Here is a 19153-nt window from a genome sequence, read left to right on the forward strand (position 1 = left end):
GCGGGCCGCGATTAACGTGCTACATGACTCGGCGGAATCGCGCAGGATGCCGTCAGGAGAGCCGTTGGATGGTAACTGCACCTCGACGCTGCGGAGACCCTTGAAGAGTCTCTGTCGGACCTTCGTGATCACGAGTAGGAACAGCAAAAGCCACGATGAAAAGCGCCAATGATGTGTTGCTTTGCGACTTTTGCGGAAACAGCCAGCACGTTGCCAGATTGCTCGTCCGCGGCATTGCGGACGCGACGATATGCGACGAATGCATAGATGCGTGTGGCGAGATCGTCGCCGAGCGTGGCGCGCAGAAAATGGACCGCATGCCGAAGATAGTGAACGCCGCCAAAGAGTGGGCGGCCAAGGCCATCGGGAAGCGGTGAGCTAACAACTTGGCCTAAATAAAAGGCCGGTTCGCGCCGGCGTACAGGGAAATAGGAAAAGCTATCCATCCGCATTGATCTCAAAGCCGCGGTGCGACGCACACGGTAGTCACGACCAACACCGACATAGAACGCAAATTGGTCGAACGAGCGCTACTTGAGGCACGACGCCTTGTGCCGCGAGCTCAGAGCCTAATGGGATCCGTGTCACCAGGTTGCCAGCCCTGAGCTCGGACGGAAGAAAGTCGGGTGCAGATCTAAAGTTTTCCTTTTTTAATCCGACAACACTTGTAGGCTGGTAGGGCGCGAGCCTCCGGCGGACTGCGGCCGAACGCGACTCGAGCATTCGCTCAACCGGCATCTCGCAGAACTGGGGTAAGGAAATATCTTGTTAAACACTGCAATAATAAAAATCGGAAATCGCATGAATACGAAAAATATCGTGGCTATCGGTCTTGCAACCGTGTTATGTGGCTGCTCGGCATTGCAACAGGTCACATCACAACCGCAGACTACGCCGACGGCTTCGCCATCTCCAGCAGGAAGCACCCAGCAGTCAACTTCTACCGCCGATGGTCGCAGCATCCAGAAAATCCATGTCGGTGGAATTGACGGTGAAATTGTCGGTATACCTGCGAAGAGTAGCAAATTCGCGAAAATTCGGATTGGTATGGGTCAGAAGGAAGTCGAAGATTTGATTGGTGTTCCGAATGACTCTCACGATTACGTTACAGGTAAGGCATTTATTCCGTTCTATTTTGGAAAAGACGCTTATCGTATTCAAACTTTTTACAAGAAAGAAGGCTCTCTCACCTTTCAGGGCGGCGGGATCACTGGGACCAGCAAAGTACTTATCCGCGTGAGTGTCGATACGACAGCGGACGGCTACGCACATGACGGAAATTAAATCATCTTTATGATTGGGTACGCACGCCGAGCGCTGGGTTCGTACGCGTTCCGAGCGTTGAGCCTGGCCCTCGGTGTACTGGCGACGGCAATGTTTGTCACGGTTCGCGAGAGCCGGGAGCCAGACAAAAAAGTACGAGCCCAGATGACGCGCACGTCGAACGAATGTGCTCGGCTTGCTAACTCTCTGCGCGTCCGAAGGGGGGTGCGGAACCCAATGCGGCCCGACATTCCTTGCGCGAAAGCGTGACGGTCATAACCACGGAAAGGTTTTTCGCGCGTAGGCGCACCGAAGCCGGCCGGCCGTTTTTCGCGCGTAGGCGCACCGAAGCCGGCCGGCCGCCGGTAACAAGGAAAAAAGCGATGGTGCGTAGTTTGATTTTCGTGGCGTCTGTGTGTGCATTTTCTCTGCTGGGTGGATGCGGGGATCACGGCGGAGATATTTACCTCGGGAAGTGGTCAGCGCCGACTCGGCACACCACTCTTGAGATAGCAAAGAACGGTGACAACTATCTGGTCGCCGATACGCATCTGAACTTTTTCGCCGGTGGTGTGAAGACCGACAAGTTGCCCGCCGTTTACAAAGACGGAATGTTGGTCATCGGCACGGGGTTGGAATCGCAAAGCTTGGGCTACGACAAAAAGAAGGACGTCGTTCTAATGCAATTTGCCGACGGGACGGGAGAGCTTCAGCGTGTGAAGTGAGAGGAAAGGCCTGTAAGTCAAAGGGAGGTGGGTATGGCAACGTTCAGTTACGCACGGCAGAACGCTATAACGTCGAGTGTGGATCGGACTCGCGTCGACGGTGGCGTGCAGTGAGTTGCCATTATCTCTTTCAACTACTACGATACCTTCGAGCCGCATCGAAATCGAACTCTGAAGTTGAGAGCGGAGGTGACGGGGACTGGAGAGCCAGCGGCGAGCAGGGGCCAGGTACACCTCTGGACTTCCTCTGGATGGAAATTGATTTTCAGTCGCCCCTGGGATTATCTGAAGGCCGACATCAGCGTGTTGGACGACATCGGCAATGCCGAAGCCGAGGCATTCGCATCGGACATACAAAATCTCTTGAAATTCGGTTTTGAGACCGCATCGGAATAGCATCGTGAGAACAGGGAGCAACGATGAATGAGTGATTCTGACGGATATGTTTACCGCTATGACAGCTCGGCTGTCGCATCTCGACTTGTTCGGCAGCCAGTTGCGCGCGCGCCACTGGAGTTGGATAACAAAGGACAGTCATCCGCACGTCTCGCTGATCGAAGCGAAAAAATCTCTGTCGGCAGGACAAGGGATCTTCCGCATCAGCTTCTGGAAGAATTTTGGAGCAGCGTTGCAATCGTTCGGCGCGACTTACCGCACGAGTCTCGCAGTGCTGCAACGCGTGCGCGATGATCATCCCTTCCTGGCGAGCCTGACACGTGAAGACGATGACTGGCTCAAGCCAACCGCGTGGCTCTACTGGAAGATCGACGCGCATGCCCATGAGCAGGAGTGGTCTGTCGATGGGATTTTTCTGGACGACGTCGAAGTACAGGATTTGGACGGAACATGGCGTCGCTTCAAGGACGCACTGGTTATGAAATCCGCAGAGACGCGGCTTGCCGGCCGGGGATTCCGCCCCATTTTACTTCGGCGGTTACATTTCCTCGATGGTCTGGCGAATGCGTACCGCCGTGCGATGGCTCGACAGTCCTAACAATGAACTGACCTGCTCGTTGGTTTTTCCCGCTCGCAGGTGCCGGCGGCAGTACGTGTTGCGCAGCAGTCTAGGGCTCATGTCGGCGGCCGCGACATCGACCTCTGCGAGCGCCTTGCGCACACATTGCCCCAGGGTGTCGTCTTTCACAGGCTTGCCGGCAGCGGTGGCTACGAACAGCCACTCGCTTGTGCATGTCATCTCGTTACGTTCGGCGACATACGCAGTCAGCACCTCGAGGGCGAACACGTCGATGGGTACTTTGCGCCCAAGGCGGGGGCCGCTTTTCGCGATAGCAACGTCGGGTCGGATGCCGCCCACCGCAAGGTCTGCGCGTTTGAGGCGCTTCAGTTCTGCGGATGTAATCCCGCTGGCCGCCAGGAGCGCCACCACGGCCTTGTTCCGAATGATCTTGAAGGATGGATCATCCGGCACCACGAGAGACCGCTGGAGGCGCTCGTCGTCTTCGAAGGACAGATAAACCGGAGTGGGCTCGTCTTCCGGCCACGATTGTGTCAGCAGCATCGTGGTCGCCGGATTTTCTTGGCGCACGCCCACGTCGACCAGATGCCGCGTCAGACGATCGATGAGTTTAAGGTAGCGGATCTGCGTAGTCGTGCCGTCGGCGCAATCGGGTGCGATATGGATAAGGAAGCCATCGATATGGTCTGAACCGAAGGTGGCCACGGTTTGGCCGCGTGAGGCGAGGTAGCGATGAAAGCGCGAGAACATCGCGCGATGCTGCACGATGGACTGTTCAGCAAACGGCCGGCGATCGGCGCCGGCAGCTTCCTCGGCTTGCCAGTTTGCGTAGGATCCTTCGGGGTCGATGAGCCAATGGGTCAATTGCATAAAATCGATATACTGAAATGGCGCCTTTCACATCCTACGCGAAGCGACGCTTCGCGCATCGGTTTGCAAGGAGAGGGGATATTTTCGTGCTATTCGCGCTGGTTCTTGATCCTCATGCCGAGCACTCACGTCACTCACGACGATCTATGCGGTGCAGGCCAGCATCAGATTCGCGCTGAGACCAAGCTCCTCGGCGATATAGCCCCAGTCGTGATGGAACGCGTCGCTGCGAGAAACGTCGAAACCCGCAAGATAGACGCGCAGCGTCATCGCAGCTCGCTCGATAAGCGGGGAGGGCGCAAAGAGGCACTCGCGCACTTTTCGTCGGATACGGTCCAACTGCTTCTGGACCGACGCAACGAGCTTTCCCGTTCGGCTCGCGAGCTCTTCGACGCTCAGCCCTTGGTCAACAAGTTCGAGGGCAATAATTGTTTTTTCGTCAGCCTGAGCATTGCCCTGGACTAAAATTATCAACTATGCTGGATGGACGCAAGACTCGTTGCAGAATACGGCGACCTGCTGAACGCTGGTCCGAATCGCCATAGGTACGTGTCGAATTAGCGAACGGACAGTCATCCAGTCGGTAGTGCCAGAGACAGGCTTTGCTGGGAGCCGCAAAATGGAATGGGTGGCCGCCGAAGACATGACCGCGAGACGGATTTTGCAACTTGCAAGGACTGACTTGGTCGAAATTCTAAGTGCCGTCGTCCACGACAAGTGCGCGGATCACCTTCCCTTAGAAAAACTCGGAGCGGTGGCTCCTGCGGTCAAATCAGGTCTGGTTAGCGCATGTCGCTTTCTACTGAGAAATCCTCACGATATTCGCGATGAAACTTTGTGGAGAGTCTTGTTCGGGCTGCCGTCATACTGGGAACCAGCCGTATCGAGATCTGAACCTCCTTGGCCGCATCATCAGTTGCAAGCGTACAGATGGACGGCGACCATCGTCGCCTACTCGGTTCGCAACGCGCTTGAGGGCCTTCATACGGACCATATTCCAGATGAGTCGATGCCGGCGTTAAATCGCGCTGTGCGGAATGCGGTCTACGATTTATTGTTGCGCACTCCTACTCTCGGTTGGAGACTGAGCAAAATGCCGCGAGCCTATCTCACTGTCGCTGCCGAGACTGGTGAATTTCTACAGCTACCCCGTCCCATCGGCTAGATACCTTGGTCACCTCGAAATCGGCATGCCTACGTGGGCGCGACAGCTCAAGCCGCCTTACGGTCGTCGTAGTACGGTAGGTTCCGATCGTCAAGAATAGCGTCGTATTGCGCCGCGAGATTCAAAGGGTCTGGATCGAGCCATTCATCGTTGTGCTCGGATTTGACCGGGATAATGCAGCGGTCATGGCCAGCAAGTGCTATCTCTTGCGGGTCCGGCCCGAGTTATTTGAGTGGCTGAAGGTCTACACTTAAGCGCGCTTCCGACGCGACACCACGACACCATTTCGCGACTCGGTTACCGATCCTGGTCCGAAGCCGTAATGCTCTCTACGCCAAGCCATCGTCGTATTCACCGCGGCTGCGACGAAGTCGGTCCAAATGCGCTTTGAGGCGTTCGAATCTTCGTAGGCGGAAGCAAAACACTTGGTCGCCTCTTCTAGTGGCATTTCCATTTTGAAGACGTCCACCGCATTGTCTTCGACGTTGACGGCAAGTGTTACCAAGCACCTCGTCATTACCGTATTCCTGTTCCATTTCGTTGCGCATCATGCCATAGGTGTACAGTCTCTTGCGCGATCGAGGACGCTGGCTTGACACAATTAATGCGCTCAACGGTTTTTAAAGTGCATTGCAAGTGTTATCCCCCTACGCGCCGGATCGCCTCTTGCGCGGCCAGCGCGGCAATCTCGGCCTGCAGCTCCGCCCACTTGCCGACCAGGGTCGGATCGGTAGTCAGAAATAGTGGTTTCTTGGCCCATCCGGTGACGACGTCGCCTCTTGAACCGACTTCGAACACGCGCAGGTCCTCGTCCTCGCTCACGCCGTTGTCAACCAGATCGCGATACGAATACAAGTTGTACAGTTCCAGATCGTCGGCGGGCCTGCCGACGATCAACGCGATCGCAGCTTCAAAAAACCGCCGCGCGGAATCTCGCGTGGATTCGAGTGCAAACGCCTGGACACTGCCCTCACCACTTTCCCAGATGATCCGATACAGGCTTACGTGGCAATCGTGACTGAGCATGGTCATTGTCCTTCTCCTGGTGCTCAACGAAGTAAAAGGGTTGGCGTTCGTGTAGAACGTCGTTCAAAAATTTCACCATCGCGACAATGTAACCGTTACTTCGCTCACAGGCTCGCTTGTGCAGCGATTGCCCTGTCTGTTCATACAGCCCGGAGTAGACGTGAGTCACGATCACCCGACTGGGTGCGAGCGGGTGTGAAATCCCCGTCAAATTCTTGTTCCGACTTTCAACGGCCCGTTGCGACATCCGAAGCCGCTGACCGTTGGCCTCACATAGGACGGCACAAATCGCAGCTCGTTGGACGCTTTGAAGGTCAGTCGGTGGCGGCCGTAGGAGCATCGAGATCGGGCGGTTCAGTTCGCATCAAGTCCCCGATGAAGTAGGAGTGGATGTCGGATCCCACGAATGTCTCAGTCGTGACGTCAGCCTGCTTGAATAAGTCGGGCGCCGCCCAGTCCCCGAGCGCCAAGGCAGGCATGCCTCGTACTCTGCGCGACGGGTAGGCAAAGCCGTCGGGCCGGTCCTCGGGCGGCAAACTCAGCATCGCTTCCCTAAGCCGAAGTCCTAGCCATTGGCAGGCTTCGTGATCACTCGACGAAATGATGTCGTGGATTCCAAGGCGACTGCTGTGATCTTCTCCAAGATTCCAGAGCACGAGTTGGCGCTTAAACCTAATTCTCGCGATCACCCCACGCGCGGTGGCCTTGCGCGTGATGTGGTAACCGTTTCCCGCGCCGCGGTTGCTCAAGACGAGTTGGCTTTCCCAAGACGCAACGAGGCTTTCGCCCGCAATATATACCCAGGTGAATTCAAGTGATCCGTCCGCTTTCACAAATTCGGGCGGGGGTCCAAAACGGTGCGCACTAAATGGCGAAGCGGTTGCGACATACTTCTCATTATCGACCGCACGTACGAATTCCTTGCCAACGTCATAGGTATATCGTTGTTGGCTTAAGGCTCGAAAGATTTGCTCCGCGGTTGGAACCAAACCCTCCAGCCAAGTCGGCATGCTCTTTTTTAATTCATCGTCTATGGACATCGGTTGTTTGCTCAGTCCGGGTCCGCGACCTCCAGTGCTGCGAGTGCAATGACTTTGTCCTGCCGCACCTTTTCAGGGAGCGACAGCATCCGCGATTGTTCGGGCGCGATCGCACCACGATCCTCGAACGGCAATCCTGCGAGTACCTCTGCAGGAGACAATTCGTTCAGTGCGTCTCGTTCAGACACGAAGAAGCTATTGACCTGTATTCTCGATTTCCTGTTGAGGACTTCCAGCACTTTTGGTAGGTGAGAAGGGACATCGCCCACGAACTGCCAAGCCGGATAGGCTCGGCCGTTCTGCATCGTTGGCGGGATCACGCTGTAAAACTTCGTATGATCGCCGCGGTATAGGGTGCTCTTCGACATACCAGTGTGCTTGAGTACCTCTTCAGGGCTCCATCTGGAGACTGGCAACGATTGCGTTTCTTGTGGCTCGGGGACGCCGTCGCCTAACAGCATCTCGGCCAGCGACGCGGCAACCGCTTCGCGCGTGGCCTCGCTCGCCAAGAGCTCCTTGTCCTTTTTGGCGAGAGACGTCCGCAGCCCATCAGAAACACCCTTGAGCAAATCTTGCGCGACCCGATCAAGCAACATCGCCGGATCACCTGAATACTGCCCCACCACCAGCGCGAGCAGATCAGTCTTCGTCACGCCCTTGTTTCTCTTCGTTGTCAGTTCCATTTCAGATCCTTCCTGCTCAGGAAATCGACGGCGGCGCGCCGATCGGCGCAACCATGCGGGTTCGCGCTGCGGCGCTTCGCGTGAGAATGCTTGGAACGCGGCCCGCCAACCCAACCGCGCCACAACGGGCGCGCCGCTTCGCTAGCGTACGGTTGCGCAGCGATTTCAGGAGTTCACCGCCGCGTCGAACGGACAGAAGCGCGTATGTGCGCTGGAGCTGCTTCACCCAGCCGGGCGCTTCGCCCGACGCACCCTCGAAAGTCACCGGGCGGCCGTTGCGCCGGATCACTTCGTAGTCAGTAGGTTTAGAGCCTAAATATTTTTCAAGCCAGCCCCAAGGCACGCTGATGAGGCGACCGGACTCTGGCAGCCTTTCCGCAACCTGCGCAAGGCGCTCACGGCGAAGCGCCGCGACGCGGTCTTGCTCGGCGCACACGCGGGCAAGAAACGCGTCGCGATTCTGATCCGGCCGCGGCATTGCCTCGAGCATTGCACGGGTGCGTGATAGCTGGACAAGCACTCTATCAAGCCCAGAGGTAGCAAGCTCTCTTACCCGTCGCCGCTCTTTTTGTGAGAGCTCAACTTCATCGTCCCAAGTAAGCATGGGGTAACCCTCACTAGGGCAATGTCGTAATGAGGATAGCTTACACCATTTTTCCCATTTTTCCCACTTGTCTCATTATTCCCGCGATCGCACGGTTTCAAAGCTGAATGCAAAAAATCGGTTAGCTCGCTCGAGCGGCAGACGCTGGTCGCCGCAGAATCTGGTAAATGCTGGCGAGATGTCGCTCCCCAACTTCGGCAGTGGCATGCCGGGTAATAGCATACCGGGGCGGCGTCACCCCAAGTGCGCGGCACACCTTGGACAAATACGGCTTGACGCCCGGGCTGGCACAGCGTTGCGCCGCGGCGGCGATCGCTGCGTCATCGACCTGGGCGCGCAACCACGTCAGCACTTGGCGATCGCGCTCGTTTTGAACTCGCACCCACTGTTCCATGTGGCCTCCCAAAGCTGTATGTATATACAGTACTTTCAAGATAGCCCAAGCTTGTGACAAACACAAGGCGGCGCAGCTAGAATTCTCTGGTGTGCCGGAGGTGGGGCGCCATAGTCAGGGGCCCACCAATAGGTCTTGCAATGCTGCGAGATTTCCAAAATCTTTCGGCGCCGCGCTGCACCTGGGACGCCAGCGAGAACCGTCCTCGCGGGCTATCGTGGTGAGCCTCCCAATACGTCTGACCCGTGGTATCAACTGCGATGTCGATTCAAATCAGAGCGACACGATTTGTCGCAATAGTTCCAAGGCTTTCATTTCGTCTAGGCGACCAGTACGCGCTTTGCCCGCGAGTGTCTTTATCAGCGCTTCGGCTATCGGTTCGATACCTAGCAAATCGTCCAAGCTAGTTGCCGAAGTGAGACGGTGCGGCTCGGTGATCACCTGCGTTACGGGGGCTGGCGCAAGCTGCTGACGGGCGGCGGAGAACGAGACATCGTTATCACCGGTTTGCCGAACAGCCGGCTCGACAGCGGACGGAGCCGCTTGATCTAGTTGACCCGTGACCAAGTTCGGCTCAGCGGCGTCGCTTGCTGGACCGCCTGTGCCATTCGCATCAGGGGGTAGGGCGAGTCGAGCACCCGCAGTTTTCGCCTTCGTACTCGCAGGCTTCTTCGCCGATGTCGCTTTTGGCTCAATCGCGGGTGGCAGTTCTTGCTGAGCGGATGCATGGTGACGCGACGGGGGAACAAGCAAATCCGACACCGACTCAGGGATGTCGGTTACTGAATGCGGAACGTCCAACCAGCCAGTCGGCAAACCGAGGCGTTCGGTGAACCGGTTTGCTTCGGCATCGTTCATACGTTTCTGTCCGTAGAAACGATTGGCCATGTTAGAGTCGCTAATTTCCATCACCGCGCCGAGCCGCACCTTCGATCCTTTGCGGGACGTAAGCACGTGCAGGTTAGCGCGACGAATGTTTTCCAAAGCTGCGACGTCGTTCAACGGCAAGGTTTGCTGAGCCCCCGACTTTGAAGACGTTTTGACTTTCGCAGGTACCGATTTCAGTGGGGTTGCTGGGACAGGTTTCGCCGCCGTAGTGTTGCTCTTCGCGACGGCCCGTGGCGACCCGCCATTTGTCTTCTTTGGCATTTCTGGTTCTCTGGGCAAACGATCGGTTAGGGTAGGGGGGTGATTGGCCTGCGTAACAGGAGCCGGCTTCAACACTTGCTCGTACGTAGACTCTGGTTCGGCGTTCACATGAATGAAGTCTAGTGGTGACCTCAATCGTGCAATGGTCTCGGGCGTGAGGACAGGATTGGGCTGATCGAAAAACCCATCCGGTAGTCCAAGCGTCGTTTCGATATGAAAGGCTGTCTCAGGCGTGAATCTCTCGCCGTTTACCAATTCGGCCACGCGCGTTAAGTTGGAGTCGAGTCCCAGTGCGATGTTCTCCGCGCCGACCGCGTCTACCAACAATTTAAACGAACGCGTTTTGAAAATGGACGCCGTCTGGGCCGGATCTCGAGTAGGTGGAGCTTTTACGTATGGCTTGTTCTGTCGGTGGGATGTCGTTTTTGAAGGTTGGCGCGATTGACGCTGGCCATTGTCTCGAGATCCCGAGTATCGCCCGTGTGCTTGACTCATAAAGTGGGGCTCCCCGCCGTGAAATCACTATCAGTTTTGGCATTATAGGCGAGGGTGTTGACACACGACTCGCCGTCAGGCGATGAGCCATTCTGGTAACCCGGGTGCTGACTGTCTTGTGTCGGTGAGCTCTATGTCAGGATCTAGGGACAGCTTGCGGCTAAATAATTCGTAGATGGCGAATCTTGCCGATGCGCACGGAGCGTTTCAGGATGAGATCAGTGATGTACTCGGGAAGAAGGGCGCGCGGAATGTTCGCGGGCACGCCTTCGACAACTTGCGACGGAACCTTGGCGATGTAGTCGTCGGGCGCGCTCGCCAGGCTGTGCTCGTAGCTGACGCGATAGTCCATGATGGGGGAGAGTCCGGGGAAGGTCGTTGTCACGCCCGATTTTATCAGCGCGGACCGTTTGCCGGCTCCTTTTACGGTGACATTCCGGCTTACGTTTTCGGCGTCCACATGAAGCCGCCGTTCATTAGGCGCTTCACCCACGCTCCACGGTTCCCGTGTTTCGCCATCAAACGAACGAGGCCTCTGCGAAATGCCGCGTCGTTCTTGACGCATGCGTAGGCCTCTGCAAGATCCTGAAGAAGTTGAAACGCCTGACCGTATGCGTGGCCGGACCCGCGCTGTAGTGTGGTGTCGATACGCTCCCATGTCGCGCTTTCGTGCTCGATCAGCGAATCCAGGTAGCGGCGCCGTTCGGCAATATGGCGCACCTCTGCAGCGTCATTTGCTGCCCGTTCGCGACGTAGTCGAAGTGCGCGGGCAGCATCGCGTCGAGCGTCTATTTCAGCAACCGTCCGACGCGCCACTGGCTCGGCCCCGCCGGGGTTACGAGTGCGATCCCAGTTTAGAAACCGAGTGCGCAAACCACGTTCGGTTTCCTGAGCGTTCCCACGAAGCAGTTGGCGCAAAGCATCACGCATTTCCGCTGCGGTGAGTCCAAGCAACCATGGCTCGAAGCGCGCGTCGTCGGCGACGTCGGCCAATAGAGGCGGGCTGGTTTCGGCTGCTGCTGCGAGCCAGTCTGGATCGAGCATCATGAACTCTGCCAATGACGCCTGCGCAGGCGTCAGTGTTTGCAGCCCGTTCGGCAACGGGGGTTCACGGTCGCTGTCGCGGAGTTCGCCATTGACTAGCCGGGCGAGCCAGCCGAGGTACAGGGGGCGTGTGTCGCCTCTTAGTAGTTCATCGCGCAAAGGCAACAGCCTTGCCATCCAACCCGGACCGTCTGCCTGTTCATAAAATCTGGCGTGTTCGCCGGAATCGTCGTTGAACGACCAGTCAAGAATCGAGTGCTGAGCGGTTCGATTTACCTCAAAAGCCGTCGGCATGGAAGCATTCGCCGAGAGAGTCGGGGAACCTACGCAGTCGAGTATGAGCTTCACGTCGATGACGTCCCGTGGGATACGGAGCAGCAGGCGGCAATTTCCCCAACTCGAGGAATAGACATGAGCGTCGAAAAACCGCTCGACCCAGTCAAGCGGTTCACCCTTCAGATTGCCCCAGTGATATTCGTTGATAAAGCACGATGCCGTGATCGTCGCTCGTGTGGAACGGCTTCTCAATTCGGATTGAGCTTGCTCCGTCAGTAGTTGGTCAACCGCGGCAAACTCGTAGTATTGATATTCGCTCATGACTTATTTCGTAAACGCGTTCAGGGCTGGACAGGCGGATCGAACTTCAAACCATGTCAAGTCTGGTTTTAGGCACGAACTTGTTCAATCAACGGGCCAGGCATCGGCCCACGTGGCTCTCGGCATCAGTTAGATTCGCATTGCGTGACCGGCCGAGACTCCGCGGCAGTACATCGACCTCGATTGCAGCCACCACACCTCAAATCTCGGGCGAGGTTCAAAGCTGCGTTACACATGCGAGGGAGCGAAGAATAATGCGGGATAATGCGACCCCATTTTCAACGCCACGTCGCCATGAATTTATCCGTTTGCGCAGCCTCCATAAAACTGACTACCGACGACCGTAAGGTGATGGCCGTTCGGGCTTTGGCGGGCGCTGAACCGATCAGTGCGCTGGCCGCCCGGCACGGCGTGAGTCGTCCGTTGGTCTACCGGCAGATGGACAAGGCCCGCGCCGCGCTTGACGAGCTCTTTTCGCCGGCGCAGAGCGACAACGGCCAAGACAAGGTGCTGTTCTCGCTGCCGGTCACCAAACGATGGCTGGAGCAGGTCACCCTGGCGCTGACGATGGTTGCTCACGCCTCGATGCGCGGCGTCATGGAGTTCATGACTGATCTGCTGGGCGTGTCCATCAGTCTGGGCACCGTGCACAATATCCACCAACGGGCGGCGCAGCACGCCATCGTCATCAGAGACAGCGTTGAGCTGTCGGCGATCCGGGTGGGACTGCACGATGAGCTTTTTCAGGGCTCGCAGCCCGTGCTCGTCGGCATCGACGCCGCCTCGACCTATTGCTATCTGCTGGCCGCCGAAGACCATCGCGACGCCGACACCTGGGCCGTCCATCTGCTCGACCTGAAGGCGCGCGGACTGAATCCCGGTTACACGATTGCCGACGCCGGCACGGGTCTGCGCGCCGGCCAGAAACTCGCCTGGCCCGGCACTCCGTGTCATGGCGACGTGTTCCACATCTGTCAGCAGTTCGAAACCCTCGTCAACATCTGGGCACGCATCGCCAGCGGCGTACGCTCGCAACGCGAAGCACTCGAAGCCCGGCTCGCCAACCCGCGCCGGCGCTGCCAGGATCACCTGCTCGTGGCTGAGCTGGTCGCGCTTCGTCAGCTTGAAGCGCGCTCGTCTGAGCGGGCGGACGACCTGCGCACCCTCGCCCAGTGGCTCGAACGTGACATTCTGTCGCTGGCGGGTCCTGAGCGGGCCGCCCGTCAGGAGCTGTTCGACTTCATCGTCGATGAACTTCATCAACGTGAGCCTGAAGATCCATCACGCATCGGCACGATGCGCGTCGCCCTGCAGAACCAGCGCGACGACCTGCTCGCCTTCGTCGGCGTGCTCGATGACAAGCTGGCCGCTATCGCGCGCACGGCGGCAGTACCGGACTATCTGGTCCGCGCAACGTGCATGCTGCATCGCAAGCCCGACACCTCGGCTGCCTTCTGGCAAGGCTGGAACCGGCTGCATGCCGCTATGGGGCGCAAGTTCTACGGGGTCTGGACCGCGGTCTCGCAAGCCATGCAGAGCACGCCACGCAGCAGCTCGCTGGTTGAAAACCTCAACTCCCGGCTGCGCAACTGCCTGACGCTGCGGCGCCATCTGAACGGTAGCCGCGCCTGGCTGGGCCTGCTGCAGTTCTTCTTCAATCACCGTCGCTTCATGCGCAGCCGGTGCAGCGAGCGGATCGGCAAAAGTCCGCGTGAAGCGATGACCGGCCAGGACCATCCGCACTGGCTGACACTACTCGGACTCGGTCCGCTTCAGCCTCGGCAAAGTTGATCGCCTGAGGTCGAAAAACCTCAAATTGATTCGTATTCCATATTACGTCTGCCTGAAAACGCAGGACGAGTCAGCTCGTCTGTGTAACGCAAAAAACACGGGTTTTGAACCACGCCGACCTCAAACGTGTCATCAGACATTTGTTCGTGACTCGCTGGCACGTGGATCGGGCCTTTCCACCTGACACGCTGCGCGCAACTGAAAACGCCATCCAGGAAAGCCATCGCGCGCACATCGGTCAGATCCGGGTTGCTGTTGAAGGCGCGCTGCATATCGCGGCCTTATTGGACGGAATGTCGGCGAGAGCACGTGCTATCGACGTCTTTTCCGAATTGCGAGTCTGGGATACGGAACACAACAATGGGGTACTCATCTATCTGGTGCTCGCCGATCACGATGTGGAGATTGTTGCCGACCGCGGGGTGCATGCCAGGGTGAAGCCCCCCGAGTGGGAGGCCATCTGCCGGCAGATGGAGGCCGACTTCGCGCTCGGCAAATATCAGACCGGAATATTGCGGGGCATCGAGCAGGTAACGGCGTTGCTGAAAAGACATTTTCCGCCTCAGCAGGAAAATCTCGACGAATTGCCGAGCAAGCCGGCCGTGCTTTGAGCACTTACCCACTCGCGCGGGACGATTTTGGCGCTCGTGCAAGGTGTTAAGGGGATCGCGCGTAGCCCAAGCCACCGCGACGCTGAATGTAACGTTCCTCACAGAGGAACGAAGTTGATCTGAAAGTCCTTTACCGACCCAACAAGGAGTAGCCATGAGCACCAATACTGTTAGCAAGATACTTTCTGAATTTGATGATCTCGCGTCGAAAAGCGACGACATAAACGTCCAGGCCTTGATTCGAGCAATGAAGCTTCATGCCGAACTGACGAATGCGAGGCTCTTGTCACTTGAACAAGCATTGCTTGCCTCATTGAAAAAATAAGGAAGCAGTAAGTTGGGGCCACGGCCGCAGGTAGGTCTTGCCGCCGCGTTTTCTGAATCAGTCAGCAGACTATCCGTCAGTCGAGTGTCAGCACCGCGCGGTCGTCGATCTTGTCGTTCTTCAGATTGGCGAACACGCTGCTGATGTTTGCCGGGCGCTCAGTGTGAATGCGCGCGCGTATCCCACCTTCGGCTGCAAGTTCAAGGGACTTCTGCAAATCCCGTCGCGTCCCGACGATCGATCCACGCACGGTGATGCCATTGAGCGCCGTTGAAAAGAACGGCAGCGGAAAGTTGCCCGGGGCAAGCCGTTGAGCACGACGGTACCGCCGCGCCGGATCATACCGAGCGCTGGAGCGAAGGCGCGGCGCGATACGGCGGTGACGAGCACGCCATGGGCTCCGCCGATTTCCTGACGCAGTCCCCGTTGATACAGGTCAAACGGGCCGCTCCGAATTCGGACACGATACCCAGGGACATATTCAACGGGGTAACGCTGTGGAGCACCACGCCGAAGTTCTGCGAGGAGGAACATGGCACCAGCACAGTCCGAGCTGGCAGGATCTTGCTGCGGTGCTGCTGGTGTTGGGCATGGTGATCCTGCTAGGCGTGGGTGCCCGGCAGATGGTGGGGCCGCTTGTGATCTCTCATCAATCGGGCATCTCGCTGGCTCCCGCAGCACTGCCACTCTATACGCTAAGGACGATCACGCGGATGCTGGCCGCGCTTGGCGCTTCGTTGATCTTCACTTTCACGTATGCCACGCTGGCGGCAAAGAGCCGCCGGGCCGAAATGGTCCTGATCCCGCTGCTGGACGTGCTGCAATCGGTGCCTATTCTCGGCTACCTGTCCTTTACCGTAGTCTTCTTTGTCTCGCTGTTTCCTGGCAATGTGCTTGGTCCGGAACTCGCTGCCATTTTCGCCATTTTCACCAGCCAAGCCTGGAACATGGCGTTCAGTTTCTATCAATCACTCAAGACGATTCCGATCAGTCTCGACGAAGCGAGCCGCAGCTTCCGTTTGTCCGGCTGGCAACGCTTCTGGCGCCTGGATGTTCCCTTCGCCATGCCGGGTCTCATCTGGAACATGATGATGTCTATGTCGGGAGGATGGTTCTTCGTCGTTGCCGCAGAAGCCATCTCGGTTGGCACTCTCCAGATCGAGCTTCCGGGTGTCGGATCGTACGTCGCGACGGCGATACAGCAACGCAGCCTGGGTGCGGTAGGCTGGGCGATCCTCGCGATGACGATCGCCATCGTGCTTTACGATCAGTTGCTGTTCCGGCCAATGGTTGCCTGGGCCGACAAGTTCCGCCTCGAGGATACAGTTGCGCAAACCGCGCCGAGAAGCTGGGTTCTCGATCTGTTTCGTCGCTCGAAAATCACTGCGCGCCTGAGCGAACCAATTGGAATGGGCTTGCACAAGGCGGCACGCGCCCGGTTAGTCCCGCCGGTCCATGTTCGTATCAGAGGCGGGGCGCCCCTGTACCGCCTTGCTGATGTCCTCTGGATGGCTCCCATCCTCGCCGCCGTCGCCTACGCCGCGTGGCGCCTCGCAAGGCTTGCCGGGGGCGCACTTTCGTGGAGCGATGTCTGGGTTGTCGCGACCAACGGGGGGCTTACGCTGGTACGCGTTGCATTCCTCGTTTTTTTCGCGTCCCTCGTCTGGGTGCCGATCGGCGTTGCCGTCGGCTTACGGCCCAGGTTGACGGCACGGGTCCAGCCAGTTGCGCAGTTCCTTGCCGCCTTTCCAGCCAACCTTCTGTTTCCCGTGTTCGTTTATTTCATCGTGCGCTTCGGTCTCGCGCCCAGGATCTGGCTCGTTCCGCTCATGATTCTGGGGACCCAGTGGTACATCCTGTTTAACGTCATCGCGGGTGCCAGTGCATTTCCGAGCGATTTGCGGGAAGCGGCCACCAGCTTCAGGGTGCGGCCCTGGCGCTGGTGGCGCGACGTCATGCTTCCAGGCATCTTCCCTTATTACGTGACAGGCGCGATCACCGCATCCGGAGGTGCATGGAATGCGAGCATCGTCGCCGAGGTGGTTAGCTGGGGGCCGACCAAGCTCAGCGCGGGCGGGCTTGGCGCCTATGTCGCGCAGATGACCGACGCAGGCGATTTTCGCCGTATCGGACTCGGTATCGCGATGATGTCGGTGCTCGTTATCCTCACCAACAGGCTGTTGTGGCGGCCGCTTTACGCCTTTGCGGAACGCCGCACACGGCTCGATTGAGAAAGACATCATGGACAGAATCGCGACCGCGACAATACACGTGCCGACCATTGCGTTCGACAAGGTCTGCATGGCCTTTGCCAAGCCGTCCGGCGAGCCCTTGCCCGTGCTCGAGAATATCGACCTGGCATTGCGGGAGGGGGAGATCCTTGGGCTGCTTGGACGCTCGGGGTCGGGGAAATCGACCCTGCTGCGCATCGCCGGCGGACTGATCAAACCGACCTCGGGGCAGGTGCTCTATCGGGGAGCGCGATTGACCGGCCCATCGGAGGGTATCGCCGTCGTGTTCCAGACATTCGCGCTTTATCCGTGGCTCACCGTCCTCGAGAACGTGGAGTTCGGCCTCGACGCTCTTGGGCTAGCGTTGGACCAAGTGCGCCGCCGCGCGATGTCGGCCATCGATCTCATCGGGCTCGATGGCTTCCAGTCCGCCTTTCCGCGCGAGCTCTCAGGCGGCATGCGTCAGCGCGTCGGCTTTGCCCGGGCAATTGTCAGCGAGCCGACTCTGCTTCTGATGGACGAGCCCTTTTCGGCGCTGGACGTGCTGACGGCCGAAACCTTGCGAACGGATTTCCTCGATCTTTGGGTCGAACATCAACTCTCTACCAAAGCCGTGCTGATGGTGACACATAACATAGAGGAGGCAGTCATGATGTGTGACCGGATTCTCGTCCTTGGGGCGAATCCCGGCCACATTGCGGCCGAGATCCAGGTTCCCTTGCCGCAGCCGCGCAATCGGCTCGATGCGTCGTTTCTCGCCATCGTGAACGAGATCTATTCGATTCTGACTTCGCGCATGAGCGAAGCGATCGACAGGCAAACTCAGATCCACGGGGGATTGGCGCTGCATCTGCCGAACGTCTCGATCAATCGTATCGCCGGGTTCATCGAGAACCTGACTTCACCATCTTATGAAGGACAGGCGGAGCTGGCGAAGATCGCCACACCTCTTGGCCTTAAGAGCAGCGACGTTTTCCCCATCGCAGTGGCTCTCCAGATTCTCGAGTTCGCTGATATCAAGGACGGAGCGATCAAGCTCACCACAGCCGGTCGAGTTTTCGCCCAGAGCGACATGGATGAACGTAAGCGCCTCTTCAAAGAGCACCTGCTCCGCTTTGTGCCTCTGGTCACTCATATCCACCAGGTACTCGATGAACGCGAGGAGCACCGCGCGCCCCGAGAGCGCTTCGAGCTGGAACTTCAGGATCATCTGAACCGTAACGAAGCGGAGAATACGCTGCGAACGGCGATCGACTGGGGGCGATACGCAGAGCTCTTTACCTATGACGACCGGACGCGAACGTTTGGGCGCGATGAAGCGAAGGAATAGTCGAACCATGGCCCACCATATTCATCGTACGCATCGTGCGGGCTGGCTACGCGCTGCTGTTCTTGGCGCCAACGACGGTGTGTTATCGATGTCAGGTCTCATGGTCGGCGTGGCCGCGGCACAGACACAGCCGCACGGTATCCTGGTCTCCGGAGTGGCAGGATTGGTAGCGGGGATGCTGTCAATGGCTGCCGGAGAATATGTCTCCGTCAGCTCACAAGCTGACATTGAACGCGCCGACCTCGCAGTGGAGAAACTCGCACTAGAAAACGAGTACCCTCTGGAGCAGGCTGAACTGGCGGGTATCTACGTTCGTCGTGGCCTCGAGCCGGCGCTCGCGACTAGGGTCGCCGAGCAATTGATGGCTTTCGACGCGCTTGCGGCCCACGCGCGCGACGATATTGGCATATCGGACGCAATGACGGCGCGGCCGATTATTGCGGCAACGACATCCGCCGTGAGTTTTGCCAGCGGCGGTATCGTACCGCTGCTGAGCGCATTGGTTGCACCGGGAGCCACGCTCATACCTGTCGTTGCCACTGTTTCGCTTGTCTTCCTGGCTGTGGTAGGCGCTCTGGCGGCACACGCTGGCGGCGCACGCATCATTCCCGGGATGTTGCGGATGCTCGCGTGGGGCGCGATCGCGATGGGCGTCGCAGGCTTAGTCGGGACATGGTTCGGTGGGGGCGCCTGACGGAAACTCCGATTCCCAGTCCGGATTCGCCTCAGTGGCTGTATTCAAGCCTCGGAGATCAGGGTGAGTCGGAATATCGTGGCGCGGCATTTGGAATTCTCCGGTACTCCTATCAGGCCGTGGCGGTGGCTCCGTCGGCT

The 19153-nt window shown here is 58.1% G+C and carries 20 protein-coding genes and 2 pseudogenes; 10 read left to right on the top strand and 12 right to left on the bottom strand.

Going from position 1 to position 19153, the window contains the following annotated elements; all coding sequences use genetic code 11:
* Positions 1-128 precede the first annotated feature (128 nt).
* Positions 129-446: a hypothetical protein gene (locus ACSQ36_RS42385; protein ID WP_436186860.1), complete on the bottom strand. Its 318-nt coding sequence runs from the start codon at positions 444-446 to the stop codon at positions 129-131.
* A 355-nt stretch (positions 447-801) separates the two neighbouring features.
* Here ACSQ36_RS42385 and ACSQ36_RS42390 point away from each other — a divergent pair, with 355 nt between their 5' ends.
* The 3 genes from ACSQ36_RS42390 (at position 802) to ACSQ36_RS42400 (ending at position 2982) form a co-directional block, all read left to right on the top strand.
* Entirely contained in the window at positions 802-1284 is a 483-nt protein-coding gene (locus ACSQ36_RS42390; protein WP_436186861.1) for a hypothetical protein, read from the top strand.
* Between the two features lie 233 nt (positions 1285-1517).
* Complete coding sequence (locus tag ACSQ36_RS42395) at positions 1518-1988, top strand: DUF3876 domain-containing protein (protein ID WP_436186862.1); 471 nt, start codon at positions 1518-1520, stop codon at positions 1986-1988.
* Positions 1989-2469: 481 nt separating this feature from the next.
* A complete protein-coding gene (locus tag ACSQ36_RS42400; RefSeq protein ID WP_436186863.1) occupies positions 2470-2982 on the top strand; it encodes a hypothetical protein in 513 nt (170 codons plus the stop codon).
* On the opposite strand, the gene ACSQ36_RS42405 is transcribed toward ACSQ36_RS42400, so the two are convergent.
* Both ACSQ36_RS42405 and ACSQ36_RS42410 read right to left on the bottom strand, forming a co-directional pair.
* Positions 2923-3729, bottom strand: a complete 807-nt coding sequence (locus ACSQ36_RS42405) for a tyrosine-type recombinase/integrase (protein WP_436186864.1) — start codon at positions 3727-3729, stop codon at positions 2923-2925. The two genes, ACSQ36_RS42400 and ACSQ36_RS42405, sit on opposite strands and share 60 nt — an antisense overlap.
* Before the next feature lie 249 nt (positions 3730-3978).
* The gene (locus ACSQ36_RS42410) at positions 3979-4104 is read right to left on the bottom strand and encodes a hypothetical protein (RefSeq protein ID WP_436186865.1); all 126 of its coding nucleotides are present in this window, start codon (positions 4102-4104) and stop codon (positions 3979-3981) included.
* Between the two features lie 349 nt (positions 4105-4453).
* Between ACSQ36_RS42410 and ACSQ36_RS42415 the strand changes: the two genes are divergently transcribed.
* Complete coding sequence (locus ACSQ36_RS42415) at positions 4454-4999, top strand: hypothetical protein (protein WP_436186866.1); 546 nt, start codon at positions 4454-4456, stop codon at positions 4997-4999.
* 47 nt (positions 5000-5046) lie between these two features.
* Here the strand turns inward: ACSQ36_RS42415 and ACSQ36_RS42420 are convergent.
* The 8 genes and pseudogenes from ACSQ36_RS42420 to ACSQ36_RS42455 form a co-directional block, all read right to left on the bottom strand.
* Positions 5047-5211 (bottom strand): annotated as a pseudogene (locus ACSQ36_RS42420) (SOS response-associated peptidase family protein); the annotation flags it as partial.
* Positions 5212-5638: 427 nt separating this feature from the next.
* Positions 5639-6031 carry a hypothetical protein gene (locus ACSQ36_RS42425; RefSeq protein ID WP_436186867.1) on the bottom strand — a complete coding sequence of 131 codons (393 nt, stop codon included), beginning with the start codon at positions 6029-6031 and terminating at the stop codon, positions 5639-5641.
* Between the two features lie 308 nt (positions 6032-6339).
* Positions 6340-7065 carry a hypothetical protein gene (locus ACSQ36_RS42430; RefSeq protein ID WP_436186868.1) on the bottom strand — a complete coding sequence of 242 codons (726 nt, stop codon included), beginning with the start codon at positions 7063-7065 and terminating at the stop codon, positions 6340-6342.
* An 11-nt stretch (positions 7066-7076) separates the two neighbouring features.
* Positions 7077-7748 carry a hypothetical protein gene (locus ACSQ36_RS42435; protein ID WP_436186869.1) on the bottom strand — a complete coding sequence of 224 codons (672 nt, stop codon included), beginning with the start codon at positions 7746-7748 and terminating at the stop codon, positions 7077-7079.
* A 16-nt stretch (positions 7749-7764) separates the two neighbouring features.
* Positions 7765-8238, bottom strand: a complete 474-nt coding sequence (locus ACSQ36_RS42440) for a hypothetical protein (RefSeq protein ID WP_436186870.1) — start codon at positions 8236-8238, stop codon at positions 7765-7767.
* A 781-nt stretch (positions 8239-9019) separates the two neighbouring features.
* The gene (locus ACSQ36_RS42445; RefSeq protein WP_436186871.1) at positions 9020-10390 is read right to left on the bottom strand and encodes a hypothetical protein; all 1371 of its coding nucleotides are present in this window, start codon (positions 10388-10390) and stop codon (positions 9020-9022) included.
* Between the two features lie 160 nt (positions 10391-10550).
* Complete coding sequence (locus tag ACSQ36_RS42450; RefSeq protein WP_436187008.1) at positions 10551-10742, bottom strand: hypothetical protein; 192 nt, start codon at positions 10740-10742, stop codon at positions 10551-10553.
* Positions 10743-10831: 89 nt separating this feature from the next.
* A complete protein-coding gene (locus ACSQ36_RS42455; RefSeq protein WP_436186872.1) occupies positions 10832-12031 on the bottom strand; it encodes a hypothetical protein in 1200 nt (399 codons plus the stop codon).
* Positions 12032-12325: 294 nt separating this feature from the next.
* Between ACSQ36_RS42455 and ACSQ36_RS42460 the strand changes: the two genes are divergently transcribed.
* The 3 genes from ACSQ36_RS42460 to ACSQ36_RS42470 all read left to right on the top strand — a co-directional run bounded on the left by ACSQ36_RS42460 (position 12326) and on the right by ACSQ36_RS42470 (position 14758).
* Positions 12326-13822, top strand: a complete 1497-nt coding sequence (locus ACSQ36_RS42460) for a hypothetical protein (protein WP_436186516.1) — start codon at positions 12326-12328, stop codon at positions 13820-13822.
* Positions 13823-13926: 104 nt separating this feature from the next.
* The gene (locus ACSQ36_RS42465; protein ID WP_436186873.1) at positions 13927-14433 is read left to right on the top strand and encodes a TPM domain-containing protein; all 507 of its coding nucleotides are present in this window, start codon (positions 13927-13929) and stop codon (positions 14431-14433) included.
* Positions 14434-14587: 154 nt separating this feature from the next.
* The gene (locus ACSQ36_RS42470; protein ID WP_436186874.1) at positions 14588-14758 is read left to right on the top strand and encodes a hypothetical protein; all 171 of its coding nucleotides are present in this window, start codon (positions 14588-14590) and stop codon (positions 14756-14758) included.
* A gap of 76 nt (positions 14759-14834) precedes the next feature.
* Here the strand turns inward: ACSQ36_RS42470 and ACSQ36_RS42475 are convergent.
* Positions 14835-15178 (bottom strand): annotated as a pseudogene (locus tag ACSQ36_RS42475) (zinc-binding dehydrogenase); the annotation flags it as partial.
* A gap of 77 nt (positions 15179-15255) precedes the next feature.
* Between ACSQ36_RS42475 and ACSQ36_RS42480 the strand changes: the two are divergent.
* Genes ACSQ36_RS42480 through ACSQ36_RS42490 form a run of 3 tightly spaced genes read left to right on the top strand, consistent with a single transcriptional unit; the run spans position 15256 to position 19013 of the window.
* Positions 15256-16989 (top strand): ABC transporter permease, encoded by a 1734-nt coding sequence (locus tag ACSQ36_RS42480; protein ID WP_436186875.1) that lies wholly within the window; start codon positions 15256-15258, stop codon positions 16987-16989.
* A gap of 10 nt (positions 16990-16999) precedes the next feature.
* Positions 17000-18319: an ABC transporter ATP-binding protein gene (locus tag ACSQ36_RS42485; RefSeq protein WP_436186876.1), complete on the top strand. Its 1320-nt coding sequence runs from the start codon at positions 17000-17002 to the stop codon at positions 18317-18319.
* A gap of 7 nt (positions 18320-18326) precedes the next feature.
* Positions 18327-19013, top strand: coding sequence for a VIT1/CCC1 transporter family protein (locus ACSQ36_RS42490; RefSeq protein ID WP_436186877.1), 687 nt, complete (start codon positions 18327-18329; stop codon positions 19011-19013).
* Positions 19014-19153: the final 140 nt, after the last annotated feature.

The sequence above is a fragment of the Caballeronia sp. LjRoot34 genome (assembly GCF_964253815.1).
In the GTDB taxonomy this organism is placed as follows: domain Bacteria; phylum Pseudomonadota; class Gammaproteobacteria; order Burkholderiales; family Burkholderiaceae; genus Caballeronia.